General features: G+C 71.3%; 21 protein-coding genes. 15 read left to right on the top strand and 6 right to left on the bottom strand.

The window, feature by feature from the left end; translation table 11 throughout:
* Nucleotide 1: 1 nt before the first annotated feature.
* The 13 genes from proB to FHY05_RS19530 all read left to right on the top strand — a co-directional run bounded on the left by proB (nt 2) and on the right by FHY05_RS19530 (nt 15,565).
* Complete coding sequence (gene proB, locus FHY05_RS19590; RefSeq protein ID WP_183946113.1) at nt 2-1,105, top strand: glutamate 5-kinase; 1,104 nt, start codon at nt 2-4, stop codon at nt 1,103-1,105.
* On the top strand, nt 1,102-2,007 hold the full coding sequence (locus tag FHY05_RS19585; RefSeq protein WP_183946112.1) for an NAD(P)-dependent oxidoreductase: 906 nt from the start codon (nt 1,102-1,104) through the stop codon (nt 2,005-2,007). The genes proB and FHY05_RS19585 overlap by 4 nt, the downstream gene beginning before the upstream one ends.
* 43 nt (nt 2,008-2,050) lie before the next feature.
* Nucleotides 2,051-2,293 carry an acyl carrier protein gene (locus FHY05_RS19580; RefSeq protein WP_183946111.1) on the top strand — a complete coding sequence of 81 codons (243 nt, stop codon included), beginning with the start codon at nt 2,051-2,053 and terminating at the stop codon, nt 2,291-2,293.
* A 5-nt stretch (nt 2,294-2,298) separates the two neighbouring features.
* Nucleotides 2,299-3,573, top strand: a complete 1,275-nt coding sequence (spt, locus tag FHY05_RS19575) for a serine palmitoyltransferase (RefSeq protein ID WP_183946110.1) — start codon at nt 2,299-2,301, stop codon at nt 3,571-3,573.
* Between the two features lie 47 nt (nt 3,574-3,620).
* Nucleotides 3,621-5,537: an ATP-binding protein gene (locus FHY05_RS19570; protein ID WP_311732535.1), complete on the top strand. Its 1,917-nt coding sequence runs from the start codon at nt 3,621-3,623 to the stop codon at nt 5,535-5,537.
* A gap of 329 nt (nt 5,538-5,866) precedes the next feature.
* A complete protein-coding gene (gene lptF / locus FHY05_RS19565) occupies nt 5,867-7,045 on the top strand; it encodes an LPS export ABC transporter permease LptF (RefSeq protein ID WP_183946164.1) in 1,179 nt (392 codons plus the stop codon).
* Nucleotides 7,046-7,080: 35 nt separating this feature from the next.
* Nucleotides 7,081-8,136 carry an LPS export ABC transporter permease LptG gene (gene lptG, locus FHY05_RS19560; protein ID WP_183946165.1) on the top strand — a complete coding sequence of 352 codons (1,056 nt, stop codon included), beginning with the start codon at nt 7,081-7,083 and terminating at the stop codon, nt 8,134-8,136.
* Between the two features lie 211 nt (nt 8,137-8,347).
* Entirely contained in the window at nt 8,348-9,589 is a 1,242-nt protein-coding gene (locus FHY05_RS19555) for a threonine ammonia-lyase (RefSeq protein ID WP_183946109.1), read from the top strand.
* Between the two features lie 116 nt (nt 9,590-9,705).
* Entirely contained in the window at nt 9,706-10,464 is a 759-nt protein-coding gene (locus FHY05_RS19550; protein WP_183946108.1) for an arginyltransferase, read from the top strand.
* 277 nt (nt 10,465-10,741) lie between these two features.
* Nucleotides 10,742-12,313: an alpha-amylase family glycosyl hydrolase gene (locus FHY05_RS19545; protein WP_183946107.1), complete on the top strand. Its 1,572-nt coding sequence runs from the start codon at nt 10,742-10,744 to the stop codon at nt 12,311-12,313.
* 196 nt (nt 12,314-12,509) lie between these two features.
* Nucleotides 12,510-13,517 carry a glycosyltransferase family 4 protein gene (locus FHY05_RS19540; RefSeq protein WP_183946106.1) on the top strand — a complete coding sequence of 336 codons (1,008 nt, stop codon included), beginning with the start codon at nt 12,510-12,512 and terminating at the stop codon, nt 13,515-13,517.
* Between the two features lie 228 nt (nt 13,518-13,745).
* Nucleotides 13,746-14,489: a MauE/DoxX family redox-associated membrane protein gene (locus tag FHY05_RS19535; protein ID WP_183946105.1), complete on the top strand. Its 744-nt coding sequence runs from the start codon at nt 13,746-13,748 to the stop codon at nt 14,487-14,489.
* Nucleotides 14,490-14,704: 215 nt separating this feature from the next.
* A complete protein-coding gene (locus FHY05_RS19530) occupies nt 14,705-15,565 on the top strand; it encodes a DUF4394 domain-containing protein (protein WP_183946104.1) in 861 nt (286 codons plus the stop codon).
* Between the two features lie 37 nt (nt 15,566-15,602).
* On the opposite strand, the gene FHY05_RS19525 is transcribed toward FHY05_RS19530, so the two are convergent.
* The 5 genes from FHY05_RS19525 to FHY05_RS19505 all read right to left on the bottom strand — a co-directional run bounded on the left by FHY05_RS19525 (nt 15,603) and on the right by FHY05_RS19505 (nt 19,560).
* On the bottom strand, nt 15,603-16,055 hold the full coding sequence (locus FHY05_RS19525) for a hypothetical protein (protein ID WP_183946103.1): 453 nt from the start codon (nt 16,053-16,055) through the stop codon (nt 15,603-15,605).
* A gap of 10 nt (nt 16,056-16,065) precedes the next feature.
* A complete protein-coding gene (locus FHY05_RS19520; RefSeq protein ID WP_183946102.1) occupies nt 16,066-16,599 on the bottom strand; it encodes a demethoxyubiquinone hydroxylase family protein in 534 nt (177 codons plus the stop codon).
* The gene (locus FHY05_RS19515; protein WP_311732533.1) at nt 16,596-17,117 is read right to left on the bottom strand and encodes a disulfide bond formation protein B; all 522 of its coding nucleotides are present in this window, start codon (nt 17,115-17,117) and stop codon (nt 16,596-16,598) included. Before FHY05_RS19515 ends, FHY05_RS19520 begins: the two co-directional genes overlap by 4 nt.
* Nucleotides 17,114-18,475, bottom strand: a complete 1,362-nt coding sequence (locus tag FHY05_RS19510) for a S41 family peptidase (protein ID WP_183946101.1) — start codon at nt 18,473-18,475, stop codon at nt 17,114-17,116. Before FHY05_RS19510 ends, FHY05_RS19515 begins: the two co-directional genes overlap by 4 nt.
* A gap of 272 nt (nt 18,476-18,747) precedes the next feature.
* Complete coding sequence (locus FHY05_RS19505; protein WP_260181721.1) at nt 18,748-19,560, bottom strand: M15 family metallopeptidase; 813 nt, start codon at nt 19,558-19,560, stop codon at nt 18,748-18,750.
* Between FHY05_RS19505 and FHY05_RS19500 the strand changes: the two genes are divergently transcribed.
* Nucleotides 19,559-20,212, top strand: coding sequence for an RluA family pseudouridine synthase (locus FHY05_RS19500; RefSeq protein WP_183946100.1), 654 nt, complete (start codon nt 19,559-19,561; stop codon nt 20,210-20,212). The two genes, FHY05_RS19505 and FHY05_RS19500, sit on opposite strands and share 2 nt — an antisense overlap.
* A gap of 23 nt (nt 20,213-20,235) precedes the next feature.
* Here FHY05_RS19500 and arfB read toward each other — a convergent pair whose 3' ends face one another.
* Complete coding sequence (gene arfB, locus FHY05_RS19495; RefSeq protein ID WP_183946099.1) at nt 20,236-20,658, bottom strand: alternative ribosome rescue aminoacyl-tRNA hydrolase ArfB; 423 nt, start codon at nt 20,656-20,658, stop codon at nt 20,236-20,238.
* Nucleotides 20,659-20,850: 192 nt separating this feature from the next.
* Here arfB and FHY05_RS19490 point away from each other — a divergent pair, with 192 nt between their 5' ends.
* A complete protein-coding gene (locus tag FHY05_RS19490; protein ID WP_183946098.1) occupies nt 20,851-21,156 on the top strand; it encodes a hypothetical protein in 306 nt (101 codons plus the stop codon).
* The last annotated feature ends 63 nt before the right edge of the window (nt 21,157-21,219 follow it).

Raw genomic sequence — 21,219 nt, 5'->3', positions numbered from 1 at the left:
CATGTCGCTCTTCCCGCCCGCCGCCTGCCCGCGCCTGATCGTCAAGATCGGCTCGGCGCTGCTCGTCGACGACGCCGGCGGGGTGCGCCGCGGCTGGCTCGAGACGATCGCCGGCGCCATCGCCGAGCGAGTCGCCGCCGGGCAGCAGGTGGCGGTGGTCTCCTCCGGCGCGATCGCGCTCGGCGCCCGCCGGCTCGGGCTGGCCAAGGGCGGGCGCGCCAGCCTGGAGGACGCGCAGGCCGCCGCCGCGACCGGGCAGATCGCGCTCGCCGGCGTGTGGGCCGAGGTGCTCGGCGCGCGCGGACTGACCGCGGCGCAGATGCTCGTCACGCTGGGCGACCTGGAAGAGCGGCGCCGCTATCTCAACGCCGCCGCCACGCTCAATCGGCTGCTCCAGCTCGGCGTCGTGCCCGTGATCAACGAGAACGACTCGGTCGCCACCGAGGAGATCCGCTTCGGCGACAACGACCGGCTCGCCGCGCGCGTGGCGCAGGCCGCGGCGGCACAGGGCGTGGTGCTGCTCTCCGACGTCGACGGCCTGTACGACCGCAATCCCGCGCTGCCCGGCGCGCGGCACATCGGACGCGTCGAGCGCATCGACGCCGCGATCGAGGCGATGGCGGACCGCGGCTCGGCCTCGGGCATGGGCTCGGGCGGGATGGTCTCCAAGATCGCGGCGGCGCGGATCGCCAATGCCGCGGGCGCCGCGCTGGCGATCGCGTCGGGGCGTGCCGAGGCGCCGCTGTCGGCGGCGGCGCGCCACACGCTCTTCGTCGCCGAGCGCGCCGCGCCCGCGCGCAAGGCGTGGCTCGCCGGCGGGCTGACCGCGCGCGGGGCGATCCACGTCGACGCCGGCGCCGCGCGCGCGCTGACCGAGGGCCGCAGCCTGCTCGCCGCGGGCGTCACGCGGGTGGAGGGGGAGTTCGCGCGCGGTGATCTCGTCACCATCGAGGGGCCGGCGGGGACGATCGCGCGCGGCCTCGCCGAATATGACGCGGGCGAGGCGACGCGGCTGCTCGGACGGCGCAGCGACGAGCAGGCGGCGATCCTCGGCTATGCCCCGCGCGCCGCGTTGGTCCATCGCAACCACATGGCGCTGCTGTGATCCTGGCGCTGACCGGGGCGACCGGCTTCGTCGGCGGCGCGCTGCTGGAGCAGGCGCTCGCCGCGGGGCACGAAGTGCGCGCGCTGGCGCGGCGGACGCAGCCGGAGCGCCACGGCGTGACCTGGGTGAGCGGCGCGCTCGACGACGCGGCGGCGCTCTCGACGCTGGTCTCGGCCGCCGACGCGGTGGTCCATGTCGCCGGCGCGGTGAACGCGCCCGACCGCGCCGGTTTCGCTGCCGCCAACATCGAGGGTACGCGCGCCGTGGTCGAGGCGGCCAAGGTGTGGGGAGTCGGCCGCTTCGTCCACGTCTCCTCGCTCGCCGCGCGCGAGCCGGACCTGTCCAACTATGGCTGGTCCAAGGCGGGCGCCGAGGCGGAGGTGGCCGCCAGCGGGCTCGACTGGACGATCGTCCGCCCGCCCGGCGTCTACGGCCCCGGCGACATGGAGCAGCGCGACCTGTTCCGCGCGGCGCAGCGCGGCGTGGTGCCGTTGCCCCCCTCGGGCCGGCTCTCGATCATCCACGTCGACGACCTCGCGCGGCTGCTGCTCACCCTCGCCGAGCGGCCGAGGACGGGCACGTACGCCACCTACGAGCCCGCCAGCCCCGACGGCGCGCTGCGCTACACCGACTTCGCGCGCGCGATCGCCGCCGCGGTCGGCCGCCGCGCGCTGCCGCTGCCGCTGCCCGCCGCGCTGCTCCGCCTCGCCGCGCGCGGTGACGCGCTGTTCCGCGGCGCGAACGCCAAGCTCACCGCCGACCGCGTCGCCTATATGGTCCACCCCGACTGGACCGCCGATCCCGCCAAGGCGCCTCCGCCCGCGCTGTGGCGCGCGCGGATCGGCGCGTCGGAGGGGCTGGCCGCCACGGCGCGATGGTATCGCGCCCAGGGGCTGCTATAGCGCGGCCCGACATCCGCCGCATTTCAAGGCCACAGCCGAGCTTATGACCGACCGTACCGCGATCCTCGACACGCTCCGCGCGCAGATCGAACCCTTCAACAAGAAGGGCATCGAGATCACCGAGGCGACCACCTTCCAGGGCGACCTGGAGTGGGACTCGCTCACCGTGATGGACTTCGTCGCCGCGATCGAGGACGAGTTCGACATCATCATCACGATGAACATGCAGGCCGAGATCGAGACCGTGGGGCAGCTCGCCGACGCGGTCGAGAAGCTGCGGGGCTGACCGCGATGACCGAGACCGGCCTCCAGCCCGAGGCGCTGCCCGAGACCGTCGCGCCCGCGCCGACCGCGCGCGACCTGTTCGCCAAGTTCGACCCGCTGATCGCCGAGCGGGACAAGCTGATGGCCTCGGGCGTGCGCGATCCGTTCGGCATCGTCATGGAGGAGGTGCGCTCGCCCACCACCGCGGTGATCCGCGGGCGGGAGACGATCCTGCTCGGCACCTACAATTACATGGGGATGACCTTCGACCCCGACGTGATCGCGGCGGGCAAGCGCGCGCTGGAGCAGTTCGGCAGCGGCACCAACGGCAGCCGCATGCTCAACGGCACCTTCCGCGACCATGTCGACGCCGAGGACGCGCTGCGCGCGTTCTACGGCGCCGCGCACGCGATGGTCTTCTCGACCGGCTACCAGGCGAACCTCGGCGTGATCTCGACGATCGCGGGGCGCGGCGAATATGTCATCCTCGACGCCGACAGCCACGCCTCGATCTACGACGGCTGCAAGATGGGCGATGCCGAGATCGTCCGCTTCCGCCACAACTCGGTCGAGGACCTCGACAAGCGCCTCGGCCGCCTGCCCAAGGAGCCGGGCAAGCTGGTGGTGCTCGAGGGCGTCTACTCGATGCTGGGCGACATCGCGCCGCTGCGCGAGATGGTCGCGGTGGCGCGGAAGCACGGCTGCATGGTGCTGGTCGACGAGGCGCACTCGATGGGCTTCTTCGGCGAACACGGCCGCGGCGTGTACGAGGAGCTGGGCCTGACGCTCGGCGACGACGTCGATTTCGTGATCGGCACCTTCTCCAAGTCGGTCGGCACCGTCGGCGGCTTCTGCATCTCGAACCATCCCAAGTTCGAGGCGCTGCGCCTGTCCTGCCGCCCCTATATCTTCACCGCCTCGCTGCCGCCGTCGGTGGTCGCGACCGCCGCTGCCTCGGTGCGCAAGCTGATGCACGCGCACGAGAAGCGCGCGCGGCTGTGGGACAATGCGCGACGGCTGCACGGCGGGCTCAAGGCGCTGGGCTTCCGGCTCGGCACCGAGGCACCCGATTCGGCGATCGTCGCGGTGATCCTGGAGGACCAGGAACAGGCGGTGGCGATGTGGCAGGGGCTGCTCGAGGCCGGGCTGTACGTCAACGTCGCCCGCCCGCCCGCGACGCCGACGGGCACCTTCCTGCTGCGCTGCTCGATCTGCGCCGAGCACAGCGCCGAGCAGATCGATCGCGTGATCGGGATGTTCGCCGCGGCGGGTCAGCAAGTGGGCGCGATCGCGGCGGCCTGAGCGGAGCGCTTACCCTTTGGTAAGGTAAACGGCGGTAAACCGCGGGCGTGACCGACGACGACGCCGAGCGCGGGGGCCCGACCTCCACCTGGGGCACGATCGCCCTGTGGGTGATGGGGCTGCTGGGTGTCGCGGTGCTCGCCGCGCTGCTGCTGACGCTGCGCGAGGCCAACCACCGCCGCGACGACGCGCTGGCGGCGCAGCGCCACAGCTACGACGTGATGATCCTGGTACGCACGCTCCAGGGCACGATCGCGCGCTCCGAGGCGTCGCTGGGCCGCTACGTCATCTCGGGCGACCAGCAGCTCGGCCGCCTGTATTTCGAGGACTGGCGCCGCGCCGACGAGACGATCGACCGGCTCGAGAAGCTGACGCACGACAATGCCGTCCAGTCGCGCCATCTCGCCGAGGTTCGCGACGCCTTCCGCGAGCGCGGCGACGAGCTCGCGCTCACCGCGCTCAACACCAACTATCGCAAGAACAACCAGGCGCTCGCGCGCTTCTATCACAGCAGCAAGGCCGACTCGCTGGCGCGGATCAACGCGGGGCTCGACGCGCTGGTGGCGCAGGAGCGCGTGCTGCTCGAGGCGCGCACCAGCCACGCCCAGGCATCGGTGCGGCGCTCGAGCATCATCGCCAAGGTGCTCGCCGCCTTCGGGCTGCTGCTGGTCGTCGGGGTGATCTGGCTCGGCTGGGCGGTGGTCTCCGCGCTGTCCGAACACGCGGTGGCGCGCGCCGAGGCCGACGCGCAGCGCGACCGTGCGGAGGAACTCGCCAGCGCGGTGGCGCAGGCGACCGAGGAGCTGCGCGCGCAGGAGGCGCGGCTGCGGCAGATCCAGAAGATGGAGGCGGTGGGCCAGCTGACCGGCGGCATCGCGCACGACTTCAACAATATGCTCGCCGTGGTGCTGGGCGGGATCGAGCTGGCGCAGCGCGCCGTGACGATCGACCCGCGGACGGCGGCGCGCCACCTCGCGAGCGCGCACGAGGGCGCGCAGCGCGCCGCCGCGCTGACCCAACAGCTGCTCGCCTTCGCCCGCGAGACCGCGATCAACCCCGAACCGATCGCCGCCGCACCATTGTTTGCGGGGCTCGCCGACCTGATCGGGCGCACCCTGGGCGACGGTGTCACCGTCCAGTTCGGCGACGAGAGCGAGGGCTGGTCCACGCGCGCCGATCGAGTCCAGCTCGAGAACTCGCTGGTCAACCTCGCGGTGAACGCGCGCGACGCGATGGAAGGGCGCGGCACGCTCACGGTCCGCGCGCTGCGCCGGACCGTCGCCGGCGAGGACTATGTCGCGCTGGCGGTGAGCGATACCGGCTGCGGGATGACGCCCGACATCGTCGAGCGCGTGTTCGAACCCTTCTTCACCACCAAGCCGGTCGGCAAGGGCACGGGCCTGGGGCTGAGCCAGGTCTTCTCCTTCGCGCGCGGGCTGGGCGGCGACGTGTCGGTCGACTCGGTGGTGGGGCTCGGCACCACGGTGACGCTGCTGCTCCCGCGCGAGCGCGCGCCGGCCGCGACGTCCACGCCGTCACGCCCCGTCGCGGCGCCGGCCGTCGTGTCGGCGCCCGACGTGAGCGGCCTGCACATCCTGGTGGTGGAGGACGACCCGCGGGTGCTGCCCGCGACCATGGACGCGCTGCGCGAACTCGGTCATCACCCGCGCGCGTGCGACGATCCGACCCGCGCCGCCGCGCTGCTCGCCGGGATGAATCGCGTCGATCTGATCCTGTCCGACGTGCTGATGCCGACGCTGACGGGCCCCGAGATGGTGGCCAAGCTGGCCGCGACCCACGCGCGCGTGCCGGTGCTGTTCGTCACGGGCTTCGCGGGCGGCGCGGACGAGGCGATCGATCTCGGCGGGCGCCCGGTGCTGCGCAAGCCCTTCACACTCGCGGCGCTGGAGCGCGCGGTGGCGCAGGCCGCTGCGATGCCTGAGGAGACGCGCGCGGCGGCGTGAGGGGGCAAGATCCTCCCCAGGACGAGGAGGGGGGATCAGCCGGAGGCTGGTGGAGGGGGCTCTCCACGCAGCGCAGCGCTGTGAGGGATAGCCTAAACCGACGTTGTACTCGCGGGGAGCCCCCTCCACCACCGGCTCCGCCGGCGGTCCCCCTCTCCGGGACGGGGAGGAGCTAAGAAGTCGCCCACCCGCCCCACATCCCCTCACCCACACGCTTTTCGCTGCTGACGCGCGCGCCGCGGCCTCGTATAGCCGCAGCCTCACCAGGGCCTTCACCGCCCGACGCCACGGGGCAGCGCCGCACCTTGTTCACCTCGATCGACCGCTACATGGCCCGGCTGATCGCGCTGCCGCTGTTCGCCACGCTGCTGATCGCCTCGATGCTGCTGATCCTCGACCGGATCGGCCGCCTGTTCGACTTCGTCATCACGCAGGGCGGCCCGGTCAGCGTGGTGTGGAAGATGCTGGCCAACCTGCTGCCCGAGTATCTCGGCCTCGGCATCCCGATCGGCCTGATGCTGGGCGTGCTGCTCGCTTTCCGCCGCATCGCCACCTCGAGCGAGCTCGACGTGATGCGCGGCGTCGGCATGAGCTACTCGCGGCTGCTGCGCGTGCCCTACATGTACGCGATCATCCTCGCCGCGCTCAACATCGCGATCGTCGGCTATGTCCAGCCGCTGGCGCGCTACAATTACGAGAAGCTGCGCTTCGAGCTGCGCACCGGCGCGCTCGGCGCCTCGATCAAGGTGGGCGAGTTCACGCACTTGGGTGACCGCATGACGCTGCGCATCGAGCGCAGCCAGGACAGCGGGCGACGGCTCTCGGGCATCTTCCTCCACGCGCTGACGCCGCGCAACGACTGGGTCGGCGTCACCGCCGAGACCGGCCAGTTCCTCGCCACCGACGATCCGAACGTGATCACCTTCCGGCTCACCGACGGCACGCTGATCCACAACCGCCCCGATTTCCCGACGCCGCGCGTGCTGACCTTCAGCTCGCACGACCTGCCGATCAACCTGCCGCGCTTCGAGAGCTTCCGCACGCGCGGCGGCAAGAACCTGGAATATACGCTGCCCCAGCTCGCCCAGCTCGGCCATGCCCGCAACGCCAGTGAGGCGCAGCGCGACGGCAGCCGCGCCGAGTTCCACTTCCGCGTGGTCGAGGTGGCGATGATGTTCCTGCTGCCGCTGCTCGCGGTGTCGCTGGGCGTGCCCCCCAAACGCTCCAGCTCGGCGCTGGGCGTGTTCCTCTCGATCGTGATGGTGGTGACCTATCACAAGATCAACCAATATGCCGCCGCGGTGGGCGAGCGCGGCGCGGTCGATCCGCTGATCGCGCTGTGGGTGCCGTTCCTGCTGTTCGGCGCGCTGATCCTGTGGATGTACTACACGCTCGCCTATGTCCCGGGCGGCCAGCCGATCGGCGCGCTCGAGCGCTTCTTCGGCAAGGCGTGGCAGACGATCGCGCGCTACCTGCCCGGCCGGCGCCGCAAGGAGGCCCGCGCGTGAGCGCCTTCTTCCCGTCGCGCACCGTCGCCATCTACATGGCGCGGCTGTTTCTCACGCGTACCTTCGGCATCCTGTTCGGGCTGGTGCTGGTGCTGCAGACGCTCGATCTGCTGAGCGAGAGCGGACGTATCCTCGGCACGGCAGGCAACGGCGACGCCGAGGTGTGGCGCTACGTCTCGCTGCGGGCGCCGCAGATCATCTCGACCTTCCTGCCCTTCTCCGTGCTGCTCGGCACGGTGCTGACGCTGATCACGATGAACGCCAACAGCGAGGTCGTGGCACTCAAGGCGTCGGGGCTGTCGGCGCATCAGGTGCTGGCGCCGCTGGTGATCGCGAGCGTCGGCATTGCCCTCGTCACCTTCGCCTTCAACGACCGCATCGTCAGCCGCGCTACCGCCGAGCTGAGCGCGTGGCAGAAAGTCAACTACGGCGCGATGCCGCCCGACCGCGGCGATCGCGCCAACGTCTGGGTACGCGCCGACAACAACCTGATCTCGGCGGACCGGATCAGCGGGCGCGGCGAGGCGGCGCGGCTCGGCGGGATCACCGTCTACGAGCGCAACCCCGACGGCGGGCTGCGCGGGCTGATCACCGCGCCGAATGGCCTGCGCCAGGGCGACGGGTGGAAGGTGTGGCCCGCCAAGCGCTTCGACGTCGCCTCGGGGGCACTCACCCCGCTCGGCGCCACCGTCGTCGCGCGCGGCGTTACCCCAGACCAGTTCACGCTCGCCAACGTCGACGGCGACGCTCTGTCCTTCGCCGGGCTGCGTGCCGCCATCTCCGACCTGGAGGAGGCGGGACGGCCGACCAAGTCGCTCGAGGGCGTGCTGTGGCACAAGCTCTCCGGCCCGCTGTCCTCGGTACTGATGCCGCTGCTCGGCGCGGTGGCGGCGTTCGGCATCGCGCGGTCGGGCGCGCTGTTCGTCCGCGCGGTGATCGGCATGGCGCTCGGCTTCGCCTATTTCATGGCCGACAAGTTCGCGCTGGCGATGGGCAATCTCGGCGCCTATCCGCCCTTTCTCGCGGCCTGGGCGCCCTTCCTGCTGTTCCTGCTGATCGGCGAGGCGGTGCTGCTGCGCACGGAGGAGTAGCGCGTCGGGGGCGCCCGAACTCCTTGGCAAGCACCATGGCCGCCGCGACGATCTCGGCGCCGCGGTCGACCGGGCTGCCGGCAGGAACGAAGCGGCGCGCTCATCACCACCGGCGCGATCCGGAACGAGGCGAGCTGGCGCCGCAGCGTCGGCGGATGCGCGCCAGCGCGGGGGTGTTCCTCTATCCTCGATCATGGGCTAGCACGAGGGGATGGCCAGCCTTCCCGTGTCCGATCCCGCCCTGCCCGTCACGATCGACGACGTCCGCACCGCGCACGCGCGTATCGCGCCCTCGATCGTGCGCACGCCGACGCTGATCAGCCGCACGCTCTCCGAGCTGACCGGCGCGACCGTCTACCTCAAGTTCGAGAACCTGCAGTTCACCGCGGCGTACAAGGAGCGCGGCGCGCTCAACACGCTGCTGCAGCTGTCCGACGCCGCACGGGCGAAGGGCGTGATCGCGGCCTCGGCAGGCAATCACGCGCAGGGGCTGGCCTATCACGCCAACCGGCTGGGCGTGCCCGCGACGATCGTGATGCCCCGCAACACGCCGACGGTGAAGGTCACCCAGACGCAGGCGCACCGCGCCGACGTGATCCTGGAAGGCGATACGTTCGACGCCGCCTACGCGCACGCGCGGCTGCTCGAGTCCGAGCGCGGCTTCACCTTTGTCCACCCCTTCGACGACCCGCGCATCATCGCCGGCCAGGGCACGGTGGCGGTCGAGATGCTCGAGGACCATCCCGACATCGACACGCTGGTGGTGCCGATCGGCGGCGGCGGGCTGATCTCGGGCATGGCGACAGTGGCGCGCGCCGCCGCGCGCCCGATCGAGGTGGTCGGCGTGCAGGCCGAGCTGTACCCCTCGATGTACAACCGCATCAACGCCACCCAGCTGGCCTGCGCCGGCGACACGCTGGCGGAGGGCATCGCGGTCAAGGAGCCGGGCGGCATCACCGCGCAGATGGTGGCGCGGCTGGTCGACGACATCGTGCTCGTCTCCGAGCGCAGCCTGGAGGAGGCGGTGAGCCTCCTGCTCCAGATCGAGAAGACCGTGGTGGAGGGCGCGGGCGCCGCCGGCCTCGCCGCGCTGCTGGCGCATCCCGAGCGCTTCCGCGGGCGCACGGTCGGGGTCGTGCTGTGCGGCGGCAACATCGACACGCGGCTGCTCGCCAACGTGCTGCTGCGCGACCTCGCGCGCTCGGGGCGGCTGGCGCGGCTGCGGCTCCAGCTACAGGACCAGCCCGGCGCGCTCTACGGTGTGATGCGCGTGTTCGACCGCGAGCGAGTCAATATCATCGAGATCTATCACCAGCGCGTGTTCACCACCCTGCCCGCCAAGGGCCTGATCACCGACATCGAGTGCGAGGCGCGCGACCGAGCGCACCTCGATCGCCTGATCGTGGCGCTGCGCGAGGCCGGCTATGAGGTGCGTCCGGTCGATCTCGCCTGAACCGATCTGAGCGGGTACGGCGCGCAAATCTTGGTGAATCCACTTTTCACCATCGGCGCGACCCTACATATGGGAGATCACGCGCTGGGGCGGAGTCGTAGAGGAGGCTGAAGGCGGTGACCGCGCCATTTCGATTCCCGCGCTTCTTCGTCACCAGCCCGCAGCCGTGCCCGTATCTGCCCGGCCGGCAGGAACGGAAAGTCTTCACCGAGCTGAGCGGCCCCAACGCGGGCGAACTCAATGACGCGCTCGGCCGGATCGGTTTCCGCCGCAGCCAGTCGGTCGCCTATCGTCCCAGCTGCGCCGGCTGCGCGGCCTGTGTCTCAGTGCGCGTGCTCACCCACCAGTTCGAGCCCAACGCGACCCAGCGCAAGCTGATGCGCCGCCACGCCGATCTCGAGGTGAGCGCGTGCCGCCCCTGGGCGACCGACGAGCAATATCAGCTGCTGCGCCAGTATCTCGCCGCGCGCCACCCCGGCGGCGGGATGATCGGCATGGACGAGATGGACTATGCCGACATGGTCGAGCAGTCGCCGGTCAACTCGGTGGTGGTGGAATATCGCGAGCCCTCGGTCGGCGACCGCCCCGGCCGGCTGGTCGGGGCCTGCCTCACCGACCGCCAGACCGACGGCCTGTCGATGGTCTACAGCTTCTTCGCCACCGACCAGGAGGCGCGCCCGGGGCTCGGCAATCTGATCATCCTCGATCATATCGCGCGCGCGCGGGCAGCGGGGCTGCCGTACGTCTATCTGGGCTATTGGGTGAAGGGCTCGGCGCGGATGGCGTACAAGACGCGCTATCGCCCGCTCGAGATGCTCGGCCCGCGCGGCTGGACGCTGATGCCGGAGGAAGAGAGCGCCGCGATCCGGGTGTGAGGCGTGACCGGGGGTGTGGTCAGCGGCACGTCCCTCTATCGCGACGTCATCCTGCACTCGTTCTATGAGTCACCCGTCCGCTTCCCGATGCGCCGTTCCTGCGCGGCGCGGTGGACTCGAGAAACAAGTCCATGACTGTCTTCCGGGATCACGGTGTGGGAGGGTAGCGGGCTGAAGAGCGTGCGCCGGGGTGACGCCCGGCGTGGGCGATACCGCCCGGACCCGAGCACACCGCCGCCGTTACGCAACGCTTCGCCCACCTGACGGTTATCCGGCGATGAGCGACACCGACGATCCGCCGCGCCCCTGGTGGGAGCGCGGCACGGTCTACCAGATCTACCCGCGCTCGTTCCAGGACAGCGACGGCGACGGCGTCGGCGATCTCGCCGGGGTCGAGCGCCGGCTCGATCATGTCGCCGCGCTCGGCGTCGACGCGATCTGGCTGTCGCCGATCTTCCCGTCGCCGATGACCGACTTCGGCTATGACGTCGCCGATTACTGTGGCGTCGAGCCGATGTTCGGCGATCTCGGCGCCTTTGACCGGCTGCTCGCCGCCGCGCACGCGCGCGGGCTCAAGCTGCTGCTCGACTTCGTCCCCAACCATTCGTCCGACCAGCACCCCTGGTTCCAGGCGAGCCGCTCGAGCCGCACCGACCCGAAGCGCGACTGGTACATCTGGCGCGACCCCGCCCCGGACGGCGGCCCGCCCAACAACTGGATCAGCGACTTCGGCGGCTCGGCCTGGGACTATGACGCGGCCACGGGGCAATATTACCTCCACGCCTTCCTCAAGCAGCAGCCCGATCTGAACTGGCGGAATTCGGCGCTCAAGGCGGCGATGCTCGACGTCATGCGCTTCTGGTTCGACCGCGGCGTCGACGGCTTTCGCATCGACGTGCTGTGGCACATCGTGAAGGCCGAGGGGCTGCCCGACAATCCGCTCAACCCCTATTGGCGCCCGGGCATCACCGAGCGCGACCGGCTGATCCAGCAGCACTCGACCGACCAGCCCGAGGCGCACGCCATCGCCGCCGAGATGCGCGCGCTGGCGGACAGCTACGGAGAGCGCGTGCTGATCGGCGAGATCTTCCTGCCCAACGACCGCCACGCGCGATGGTACGGCACGCCCGAACGGCCGCAGGTGCACCTGCCGTTCAACTTCCAGCTGATCGAGAATGCGTGGGATGCCGCGTCGCTGCGGCGCGTGATCGCCGACTATGAGGCGTCGGTGCCGCCGCACGGCTGGCCCAATTGGGTGATCGGCAGCCATGACGCGCCGCGGATCGCCGCGCGCGTCGGCGAGGCGCAGGCGCGCGTCGCGGCGATGCTGCTGCTGACGTTGCGCGGCACCCCGACGCTGTACCAGGGCGACGAGCTCGGCATCGGCCAGGTCGACATCCCGCCCGAGCGCGTGCGCGACCCGCAGGAGCTGCGCCAGCCCGGAATCGGCATCGGGCGCGACCGCTCGCGCACGCCGATGCCGTGGGACATGAGTCCTCACGCCGGCTTCTCCACGGTCGAGCCGTGGCTGCCGCTCAATCCCGACTGGCGCACGCGCAACGTCGCCGCACAGGAGGACGACCCGCGCTCGATGCTGACGCTCTACCGCCGCCTGCTCGCGCTGCGCCGCGCGCACCCGGCGTTGACGCTGGGAGACTTCGCGCTGACCGATGCCGCACCTGGCGTGCTGGCGTACGAGCGGCGGCGAGGCGAGGCGGTGCTGCGCGTCGCGCTGAACCTCTCGGCCGAGCCGCGCCCGCTGCCGTTCGCGGGCGAGGTGCTGCTGTCGACGCTCGACGGCGCGGGTGACGGCGTGCTGCGCGGAGACGAGGGCGTGGTGATGCGATAGGTGTGTACATGCGCGCGGACCGGGTCGCTCCCATCGCCGCCCCTCCGCCACCGCCCATCCTGAACTTGTTTCAGGATCCAGGGTGCCGCACACCCATCGGCTTCCGCACGCGCGCGCGCCGGTGAATCCTGGAACAAGTTCAGGATGGGCGCAGAGGGGGAAGCGTCCCTGCCCCCCGCATGACGAAGGACCACGTATGAAGATCGCCATGCTCGCCCCGATCGCCTGGCGCACCCCGCCGCGCCACTATGGCCCGTGGGAGCTCGTGACGCACCTGCTCACCGAGGCGCTGGTCGCGCGCGGCATCGATGTCACGCTGTTCGCCACGCTCGACAGCGTCACCGCGGGCACGCTCGACGGCGTCGTGCCCGCGCCCTATTCGGAGGATCCGAGCATCGACGCCAAGGTGTGGGAATATCGCCATCTCGCGCACGTGTTCGAGCAGGCCGACCAGTTCGACCTGATCCACAACCAGGCCGACTTCCCCGCCCACGCCTTCGCCCGGCTGGTCGACACGCCGCTGGTGACGACGATCCACGGCTTCTCATCGGATCGTATCCTGCCGATGTACCAGCCGTTCCAGGACCGCGTCCAATATGTCGCGATCAGCGACGCGGACCGTCATCCCGCGCTGCGCTACGCCGCGACGATCCACCACGGCATCCCGCTCGACGACTTCGCCTTCGACCCGCGCGGCAGCGACGACCTGCTCTTCTTCGGCCGCATCCATGCGGACAAGGGCGCCGAGGAAGCGATCGCCGCGGCGCGCGCGAGCGGGCGCCAGCTCCACCTCTACGGTATCGTCCAGGATCAAGGCTATCACGAGCGCGCGGTGGCGCCCGCGCTCGGCGGCGCGGGGGTGACGTGGCACGGCGCGGTGGGCGGCGCCGAGCGGGTCGCCGCGCTGGGGCGCGCGCGTGCGCTGCTGCACCTGATCAACTTCGACGAGCCGTTCGGCCTCTCGGTGGTGGAGGCGATGGCCTGCGGCACGCCGGTGATTGCCAACCGCCGCGGCGCCATGCCCGAGCTGATCGAGCATGGGGTGACCGGCTTCCTGGTCGAGAACGTCGACCAGGCCGTCGAGGCGATCGAGCGTGTCGGCGAGCTCGATCGCGCCGCGTGCCGCCGCCGCGTCGCGGAGCGGTTCAGCGTCGAGCGCATGGCCGACGACTATGCGGCTTTGTATCGGCGGATCATCGGTTAGGCGGCGGGCACGGGTGGGTCCCCCGGCCCGCTCCAGCGCACGCCATCATCACGGCCTGCGTCGGAACTCCGCGGTCTCGCGTTCTCAGCGGCCGGTGAGCACGCGGGCGGCTGGAGCCGGGATCGAGCCCGGGATGACGAGGCTGGGCTCGTGTAACGGGCTTCACCGCCCACCGCTCACACCCGCCGCGCGCTGGCGAGTGACGTATGCCCCCCTTATCTATCACGCATGACCGCCTCACCCGACCGCCGCGCCACGCTCTACCGCATGGTCATGCCCGGCCACACCTGCCCCTACGGGCTCAAGGCCAAGGACCTGCTCGAGCGCCGCGGCTACCTCGTCGAGGACCACCCGCTGCGCACGCGCGAGGAAACCGACGCCTTCAAGGCCGCGCACGGCGTGAAGACCACGCCGCAGACGTTCATCGCGGGCGAGCGCGTCGGTGGCTACGACGACCTGCGCCGCCACTTCGGCCAGCGCGTCGCGGCGGCGGGCGAGACCAGCTACCGCCCCGTGATCGCGGTGTTCTTGATGACCGCGCTGATGGCGCTCGCCGTCAGCCACGCCGCCTTCGGCACACCGCTCACGGTTCGCGCGGGGGAGTGGTTCATCGCCTTCAGCATGTGCGTGCTCGCGCTGCTCAAGCTGCAGGACGTCGAGACCTTCTCGACCATGTTCCTCAACTACGACCTGCTGGCGCGGCGCTGGGTACGCTACGGCTATGTCTATCCCTATGCGGAGGGGCTGGCGGGCGTGCTGATGGCGGCGCACGCGGCCGACTGGCTGTCGGTGCCGATCGCGCTGGCGATCGGCGGCATCGGCGCGGTGTCGGTGATCAAGGCGGTGTATATCGAACGGCGCGAGCTCAAGTGCGCCTGCGTCGGCGGTGCGACCCGCGTGCCGCTCGGCTTCGTCTCGCTCACCGAGAACGTCATGATGGTCGCGATGGCGCTGTGGATGGCTGCGCGATGACCCGCGGCAGCGGCGCGAGAGAGGCAAGATACGGGACTTCCCGCAAATAGATGCACCCGCCGCGCAGACACAAAAAGTAATCCTGGTTAAGGACGCCCGACACAGCGAAGTCGTTGACTCGCCGTTAACCAAAAGCTGTCTGGTCGCGGGCGAGCGCGATCCGGGAGACGTCGCGATCTCTGCTTGGCCCGACGACAACAGAGGGAGTTGCGATCATGAGACAGGCAGTTCTACTGGCCACCGCCGCCCTGCTCGCGCCGGCGAGCGCGTCGGCGGCGACGATCTTCGGCGTGGACGAGACCAATACGCTGGTGACCTTCAGCAGCGCGCTGCCGGGCACCTTCACCTCGGCGCTGAAGATCACCGGCACCAACAGCAGCATCGAGGCACTCGACTTCCGCCCGCTCACCGGCATGCTCTACGGCCTCGGCACCGATCGCGTCGTCTACACGATCAACACGATGACGGGTGTGGCCACGGCGGCCAGCGCCGCGCTGGGGATCGACGGCAGCGTCTTCGGCTTCGACTTCAACCCGACGATCGATCGCGTCCGCATCGTCAGCAACACCAACAACAACTACGTCTACAACCCGAACGACGGCTCGCTCACCGGCGCGCCGACCACCAGCCCGCTCGGCTACGCCGCGGGCGACCCGAACGCCGGGCGTGATCCGGGTGTGAGCGCGGCGGCCTACACGACGTCGAGCTTCGGCCAGCCCGCCGCCTCGACCCAGCTGTACGTGATCGACACCGATCTCGACGTGCTCGCCAAGCAGAACAACAACGGCGGCGTGCTGACCACGGTCGGCGGGCTCGGCGCGGACCTGGGGTCGCGCACCAGCTTCGACATCGCCGGGAGTGAAGCGTTCGCGTACAACGGCCGCTCGCTCTACAGCGTCGACCTGAACACCGGCGCGCTGTCGACGCTCGGCACCACGTCGCGCCAGCTGTTCGGCATCGCGGTCGCGCCCGTGCCCGAGCCCGCCACCTGGGCGATGATGATCCTGGGGTTCGGCGCGGTCGGCTACTCGCTGCGCCGTCGCACCGCCCGCGTGCGCGTCACGCAGCTGGTCTGATCGGGATCGAGGGGCGCGACCGCGCTCCTCGACGCCCTCAGGGCTGGTCCTCGGCGACCTTGGCGGCGGCCTTGCGCTCGCGCTTCCACCGCGTCGCATTCTGCACCACGCATCCCGTGGCGCTCGCCGCGCCGACGGTGGAGCAGCTGCCGACGCCGACCGCGCCGACGCCCGAGTTGGCCGCCTCCTTCGCGGCCCAGGCCTGATTCTCGGGCGTGACCTCGAAGTTGCGCAGTTCCTTGGGGATGCGGAACTGCTCCTCGGCAGGCCGGCGGGTGCAGACCACCACCTCCGCGCCGTCGGCGTTGGTCGGGCAGCGCTCGTTGCCGTAGAGCACCAGCACGCCGTTGACCGGCGCGTTGCGCGACACGCCCTCCGCCGCGGTGGTGCGCGGCGCGCGAACCGCGTTGGGCGAGGGCGGCCCGCTCTGTGCCAGTGCGGCCGCCGGTGCGGTCAGCAGCAGCGCCGCGGCGAAGACCCGTCCTACCATCACCTTCCTCTCAGATCCTCTTGGCGGTCGCGATCGCCACCCGGCAGCCCAGCCGGATGATCGCCGACATCAGCGGATAGGCCGGCGCGTTCTCGGCGCCGTGCGCCAGCGCGGTGTCGCGATGCTCCAGCTCCTCGGCCTGGAACTCGCGGATCGCCTCGGACAACTCGGGGTCGCTGTCGCCGAGCGCGACGAGCTGCTCCTCGTAATGTTTGTCGATCTCGGTCTCGACCGCGGCGGTGCACGCCATCGCCGCCTCCGGACCGATCGCCGCCGTCACCGCGCCCAGCGCGAAGCCGGCGACGTCCCAGAACGGCTGGAACAGGGTCGGTCGTACCCCGCGCTCGACGATCATGCGATCGAAGAAGGCGCGGTGCTTTTCCTCCTGCAAGACCATCGCCGAGATCTTGCGCGCCATCGGCGAGCGCTGCCCCATGATCGCCAGCTGCCCCGCGTAGATGCGGATCGCGCCGAACTCGCCCGCCTGATCGACGCGGATCATCGAGTCGCTCGCGGCGGGCTTGTCGCCGGGTTTCCAGGTCATGCGCGCCTCCACAGCTGCGTTACGATCAGCGCGGCACCGGCGAAGGAGAGCAGAGCGTTCCATCCCGCCAGCGACACGCCGAGCAGCGACCATTGCGCCGCGTCACAGCGAACGATCGGCGCGGCGAGCAGGTCCTTGAGCGCCTGGTCGGTGGAGAGGCCGACGGTGCTGGTCGTCTGGGTGCAGGCGGTCACGCCCTGCCACCAGTGATATTCCACCCCGGCATGGAAGACGCCGATCGCGCCCGAGACCACCACCAGCGCCGCGGCGCCCGCCACCAGCGTCGCCTGCACGCGCGGGGCGCGGATCACAAAGGCCAGCGCGGCCATCGCCAGCGCGCCGTAATGCGGCCAGCGCTGCCAGTGGCACATCTCGCACGGATAGAGCCCGCCGATCAGCTGGAACGCCCAGGCGCCCGCGAGCAGCGCCGAGGGCACCAGCAGCGCGAGCAGCCGGGCGTTGCGCAGCCCCTGCCCCGTGCGCGCGCCGAACGGCCGGTCGAGCGTGGCGCCGGTCACTTCTTGCCCACCGCCGGCGGGTTGCTCGCCATCGACTGCGTCACGGCGGCGACCTGCTGCGGCCCGCCGAGCCGCGCGATCGTCTTGAGCGCATACCAGAGCTGGAAGTCCTCGACTCCCTGCTTCTTGAGCGACTCCGGCGTCGCGGTGAAGCGCGGGTCGTCCTTGGTGTCCTCCTCCAGCACGGCGTTGTCGGGCGACTTGATCTCGTTGATCAGGTGGCGGCGCAGGTCGGCCTCGCGGAACACGGGCCGCGACTTGTAATCGGCGTCGGAGAGCTGGGGCACGCGGATGTCGGGCTCGATCCCGCCCTCCTGCACGCTGCGCCCGGAGGGCGTAAAGTAGCGCGCGGTGGTGAGCCGCAGCGCGGTGCGCGGGCCGAGCTGAAGCAGCGTCTGCACCGAGCCCTTGCCGAAGCTGCGCTCTCCCATCACCAGCGCGCGGTGGTGGTCCTGCAGCGCGCCGGCGACGATCTCGCTGGCGGAGGCGGTCCCCGAGTCGGTCAGCACGATGATCGGCAGGCCGTGCGCGACGTCGCCGGGCTTGGCGAAGTAGCGCTCGATGTCGTCCTTCTCGCGGCCACGCTGGCTGACGATCTCGCCGCGCTCGAGGAAGGCATCGGACACCTCGATCGCCTGGGTCAGCAGCCCGCCGCCGTTCTCGCGCAGGTCGACGACATAGCCGAGCGGCTTGTGCCCGAGCGACTTGTCGATCGCCATCACCGCGGCGCGCGTGTCGGCGCCGGTCGCCTCCGAGAAGGTGTTGATGTTGATGTAGCCGACGTCGCCCTTCACCTCCCATTTGACCGGGCGCTGCACGATCACCTCGCGCACGAGCGTGACGTCGATCGGCTTGTCGCGGCCGGGGCGCACGAGCGTGAGCGATATCTTGGTGCCGGGCTTGCCGCGCATCTGCGCGGTCGCCTCGTCGAGCGTGCCGCCGTAGATCAGCTTGCCGTCGATGTGCGTGATGAAGTCGCCCGACTTGATCCCGGCGCGCCCCGCGGGCGTGTCCTCCTGCGGCGAGACGACCTTCACCGCGCCGTCCTCCATCGAGACGGTCAGGCCGAGGCCGCCGTAATTGCCCTCGGTCTGAATGCGCAGATTGTCGAAGTCCGAGGCGTCGACGTAGCTGGAATGCGGGTCGAGCGCGGCGAGCATGCCGTCGATCGCGCCCTTGATCAGCTGCTCGTCGGTGACCTTGTCGACGTAATCGGCCTTCACGCGATTGTAGACGTCGAGGAATTTGTCCATCTCGCGATAGGTGCTGGTATCGGCGGCGGCCATCGCGCCGGTGGCGACCGGCACCATCGCGATCGTGGTGACCAGCGCGGCGGCCTGGAGCAGCTTGGACTTCATGCGAACGGTCGAGACCCCGGTGAGAGCGATCCCGCGATGTAGCGGAATTGCACGGCCGATCCTAGCGCCCGCGCGGCTGAACCGCGGCTGAGCGGATGAGGGCGCCTCCATCGCTGATCCTCTCCTGAAAGGGGAGGTGGCGCGCGTAGCGCGCCGGAGGAGTGTCGCGAGCTGCGAGTGGCGCGGCTCTCGCCGCCCGGGTCACCCCTCCGTCAGCCCTGCGGGCTGCCACCTCCCCTTGCAGGGGAGGATGAACAGAACACGATGGGGCGCTACCGCCGACGCGCCTTGGGCAGGCGGCACTTGCCCTTGCGGCACTCGGGCGGCGCATAGGCGCCGAGGTAGACCGGCGGTGGGGCAACGGCCGCGATCACCACCGGGTCGCGCGCCACCGCGGGCTCGGCCGGGAAGGCCGCGCGGGCACGGGCGAACAGCGCGCGCGCACGCGCCGCCCCGGGCGCGGTCGCGCTGGCGCCGACCCAGCGCCAGTGCCACGGCTCCCACTTGACGCGTTGGCGATTGCCCGCGGGGAAGGACATCTCGAAGCCGTAGCGCGCGGCATTGGCGACGAGCCAGCGGAACGCCGGGGTCGCCGCGCCGCACGCCTCGGCGTCGGGGCAGTCGTTGACGCGCGGGCGGAAGGCGAAATCGAGCGCGTAGCCGGTGGCATGTTCGCTGTGCCCCGGCGGCGCCACCGAGAGCGCGCGCTCGCCCGCCGCGGTCTGCGCCTCGCGACAGAACACCGCCTGCTGGTAGCTTATCGAGCGGTGACACGACAGCGCACGCACCTGCCCGCCCGAGGCGGCGATCAGCCGCGTGAGATCGGGCACCACGTCGCGGCGCAGCACGCAGGAGCTGACCGCCAACCCCTCGGGCACCGCGACCAGCTCGCCCGGCGGCGCGTCGCCATAGGGCAGGTGCCCCAGCGCCCGCCCGTCCGCGCCCATGCGCACGTTGCTGTTGTCGCACAACTGCGCCTGCGCCGGCGCGGCCAGCGCGAGCAGCGGGGCGGCGAGGATCAGGGAGGCGCGGCGCATCGCGCCCTCTGGCCACGGCGGCGCGGCGATGGCAAGGGCGTGGTGCATGTTAGGCGACCGGGTCCTGTTCCTCGACGGCGAGGCGTTGATCATCGACAAGCCCGCCGGGTTGCCGGTCGATCCCCCGCGCGACGGCGGGCTCAGCCTGGAGAACCATCTCGGCTCGCTCACCTTCGGCTTCCGCCGCTGGCCGGTCGCGGTGCACCGGCTCGACCGCGACACCAGCGGCTGCCTGCTGCTCGCGCGCAACCCCAAGGCGCAGGCGCGCTACCAGCAGGCGTTCGAGGCGGGGCAGGTGCGCAAGCGCTATCTCGCTATCCTCGACGGCGTGCCCGACGCGGAGCGCGGCACGGTCGAGCTGGCGCTGCGCAAGGTCTCCAGCGCCGAGCGCGGCTGGCGCATCGCGGTCGACCCGCGCGGCAAGGCGGCGCGGACCGACTGGGAACTGCTCGACTCGCGCGAGGGCCGCGCCCTGGTCGCTTTCACCCCGCACACCGGGCGGACGCACCAGCTGCGCGTCCACGCGCGCGAGGGGCTGGGCGTGCCGATCGTCGGCGATCCGGTCTACGGCCGCGCCGATCCGGCGGGGATGATGCTCCACGCCGCCGCGATCGCGCTGCCGCGCCCCGGCAAGGAGGACGCCGCGGCGGAGGCGCCCTGGCCCGGGCGCTTCGCGGCGCTCGGCTTCGCCGCCGGCTGAGCGGGCCGCCGCCCCGGCGCCGATCAGTCGAACGACGGTTTCTTCCGCCCCGCCTTCACGCCTGCCCGGCCCTTCTTGGCGTCCACCCGGCGGGTCTGCGACGCGCGGGTCGGTCGCGTCGGGCGGCGCTTGGCCTGGACCACCGTCGCCTCCTGGATCAGCGCGACGAGGCGCTCCAGCGCCTCCTGGCGGTTGACGTGCTGCGAGCGCGACCCCTCGCTCCGCAGCACCAGCACGCCGGCCGCGGTCATCCGCGATCCTGCCAGCACGGCGAGACGCTCCTTCACCCGCTCGGGCAGGTCGCTCGCCGCGGCGTCGAAGCGCAGGATCACCGCGGAGTCGGTGGTGTTGACGTGCTGCCCGCCGGCGCCCCCCGAGCGGGTCGCCGTATAGTCGATCAGGTCGTCCTCGATCGAGAGCGAGCGGGTCACGGGAATGCGGGCCATGGCGGTATATAACGCCGACTGGCGCGAGCGCGATGGGCCCGGAACGGCCGATGCTGCACCCGCGCGCCGAGCCGCCACTGCCGCAACATGGGGGCCGAACGGACGCAACACAGCGACACGCGAGCGAGACGCGAGCGGCGCACCTCGCCCCGCGCCGGCCTCCCCCCCTGCCGGCGCAACGAGGAAGTTGGCATGTACATCTCGTCCCGCAGCCGCGCGCCGCAGCCGCGCCAGGCCCCGCCGCCGCTGGTCGACAATCCTTTCGCCGCCGAGCTGTTCGCCACCGGCTGCGCCGGCTTCACCAGCCTGGGCGGCACGGTGGTGCTCACGCTTGAGGCGGCGCGCTGCGATCACTCGGGCGAGACCCCGGTGGTGGAGCGAGTGGTCGCGGGCCGGATCGCGCTGACGGTCGCGGGCGCGCAGGCGCTGGCGGCCGGGCTGAACCAGTTCCTCGACCAGCAGGGGCTCGCCCCGGCGCGCGCGGGGGGCCACCAGTGACGGCGCTGCGTTGCTGGCGCTTGGTCGCGTCCCGACCCGCGATCACGCTCCGTCCGAGCGAGA

Origin of the sequence: Sphingomonas sp. BK580 (genome assembly GCF_014194975.1) — a bacterium.
Lineage (GTDB): Bacteria > Pseudomonadota > Alphaproteobacteria > Sphingomonadales > Sphingomonadaceae > Sphingomonas.
The sequence above is the reverse complement of the archived record's forward strand: the minus strand, read 5'-3'. Positions and strand labels throughout refer to the sequence as shown.

Bases quoted from the DNA above. Each gene is read 5' to 3' on its own strand.
- FHY05_RS19520 (WP_183946102.1), bottom strand. From the start codon at position 16,599: ATGACCTGGAAACCCGGCGACAAGCCCGCCGCGAGCGACTCGATGATC.
- FHY05_RS19545 (WP_183946107.1), top strand. From the start codon at position 10,742: ATGAGCGACACCGACGATCCGCCGCGCCCCTGGTGGGAGCGCGGCACG.
- proB (WP_183946113.1), top strand. From the start codon at position 2: ATGTCGCTCTTCCCGCCCGCCGCCTGCCCGCGCCTGATCGTCAAGATC.
- lptG (WP_183946165.1), top strand. From the start codon at position 7,081: ATGGCGCGGCTGTTTCTCACGCGTACCTTCGGCATCCTGTTCGGGCTG.
- FHY05_RS19510 (WP_183946101.1), bottom strand. From the start codon at position 18,475: ATGAAGTCCAAGCTGCTCCAGGCCGCCGCGCTGGTCACCACGATCGCG.
- FHY05_RS19490 (WP_183946098.1), top strand. From the start codon at position 20,851: ATGTACATCTCGTCCCGCAGCCGCGCGCCGCAGCCGCGCCAGGCCCCG.
- lptF (WP_183946164.1), top strand. From the start codon at position 5,867: ATGGCCCGGCTGATCGCGCTGCCGCTGTTCGCCACGCTGCTGATCGCC.
- FHY05_RS19535 (WP_183946105.1), top strand. From the start codon at position 13,746: ATGACCGCCTCACCCGACCGCCGCGCCACGCTCTACCGCATGGTCATG.
- FHY05_RS19500 (WP_183946100.1), top strand. From the start codon at position 19,559: ATGTTAGGCGACCGGGTCCTGTTCCTCGACGGCGAGGCGTTGATCATC.
- FHY05_RS19540 (WP_183946106.1), top strand. From the start codon at position 12,510: ATGAAGATCGCCATGCTCGCCCCGATCGCCTGGCGCACCCCGCCGCGC.
- FHY05_RS19555 (WP_183946109.1), top strand. From the start codon at position 8,348: ATGGCCAGCCTTCCCGTGTCCGATCCCGCCCTGCCCGTCACGATCGAC.
- FHY05_RS19525 (WP_183946103.1), bottom strand. From the start codon at position 16,055: ATGGTAGGACGGGTCTTCGCCGCGGCGCTGCTGCTGACCGCACCGGCG.
- arfB (WP_183946099.1), bottom strand. From the start codon at position 20,658: ATGGCCCGCATTCCCGTGACCCGCTCGCTCTCGATCGAGGACGACCTG.
- FHY05_RS19580 (WP_183946111.1), top strand. From the start codon at position 2,051: ATGACCGACCGTACCGCGATCCTCGACACGCTCCGCGCGCAGATCGAA.
- FHY05_RS19505 (WP_260181721.1), bottom strand. From the start codon at position 19,560: ATGCACCACGCCCTTGCCATCGCCGCGCCGCCGTGGCCAGAGGGCGCG.
- FHY05_RS19530 (WP_183946104.1), top strand. From the start codon at position 14,705: ATGAGACAGGCAGTTCTACTGGCCACCGCCGCCCTGCTCGCGCCGGCG.
- spt (WP_183946110.1), top strand. From the start codon at position 2,299: ATGACCGAGACCGGCCTCCAGCCCGAGGCGCTGCCCGAGACCGTCGCG.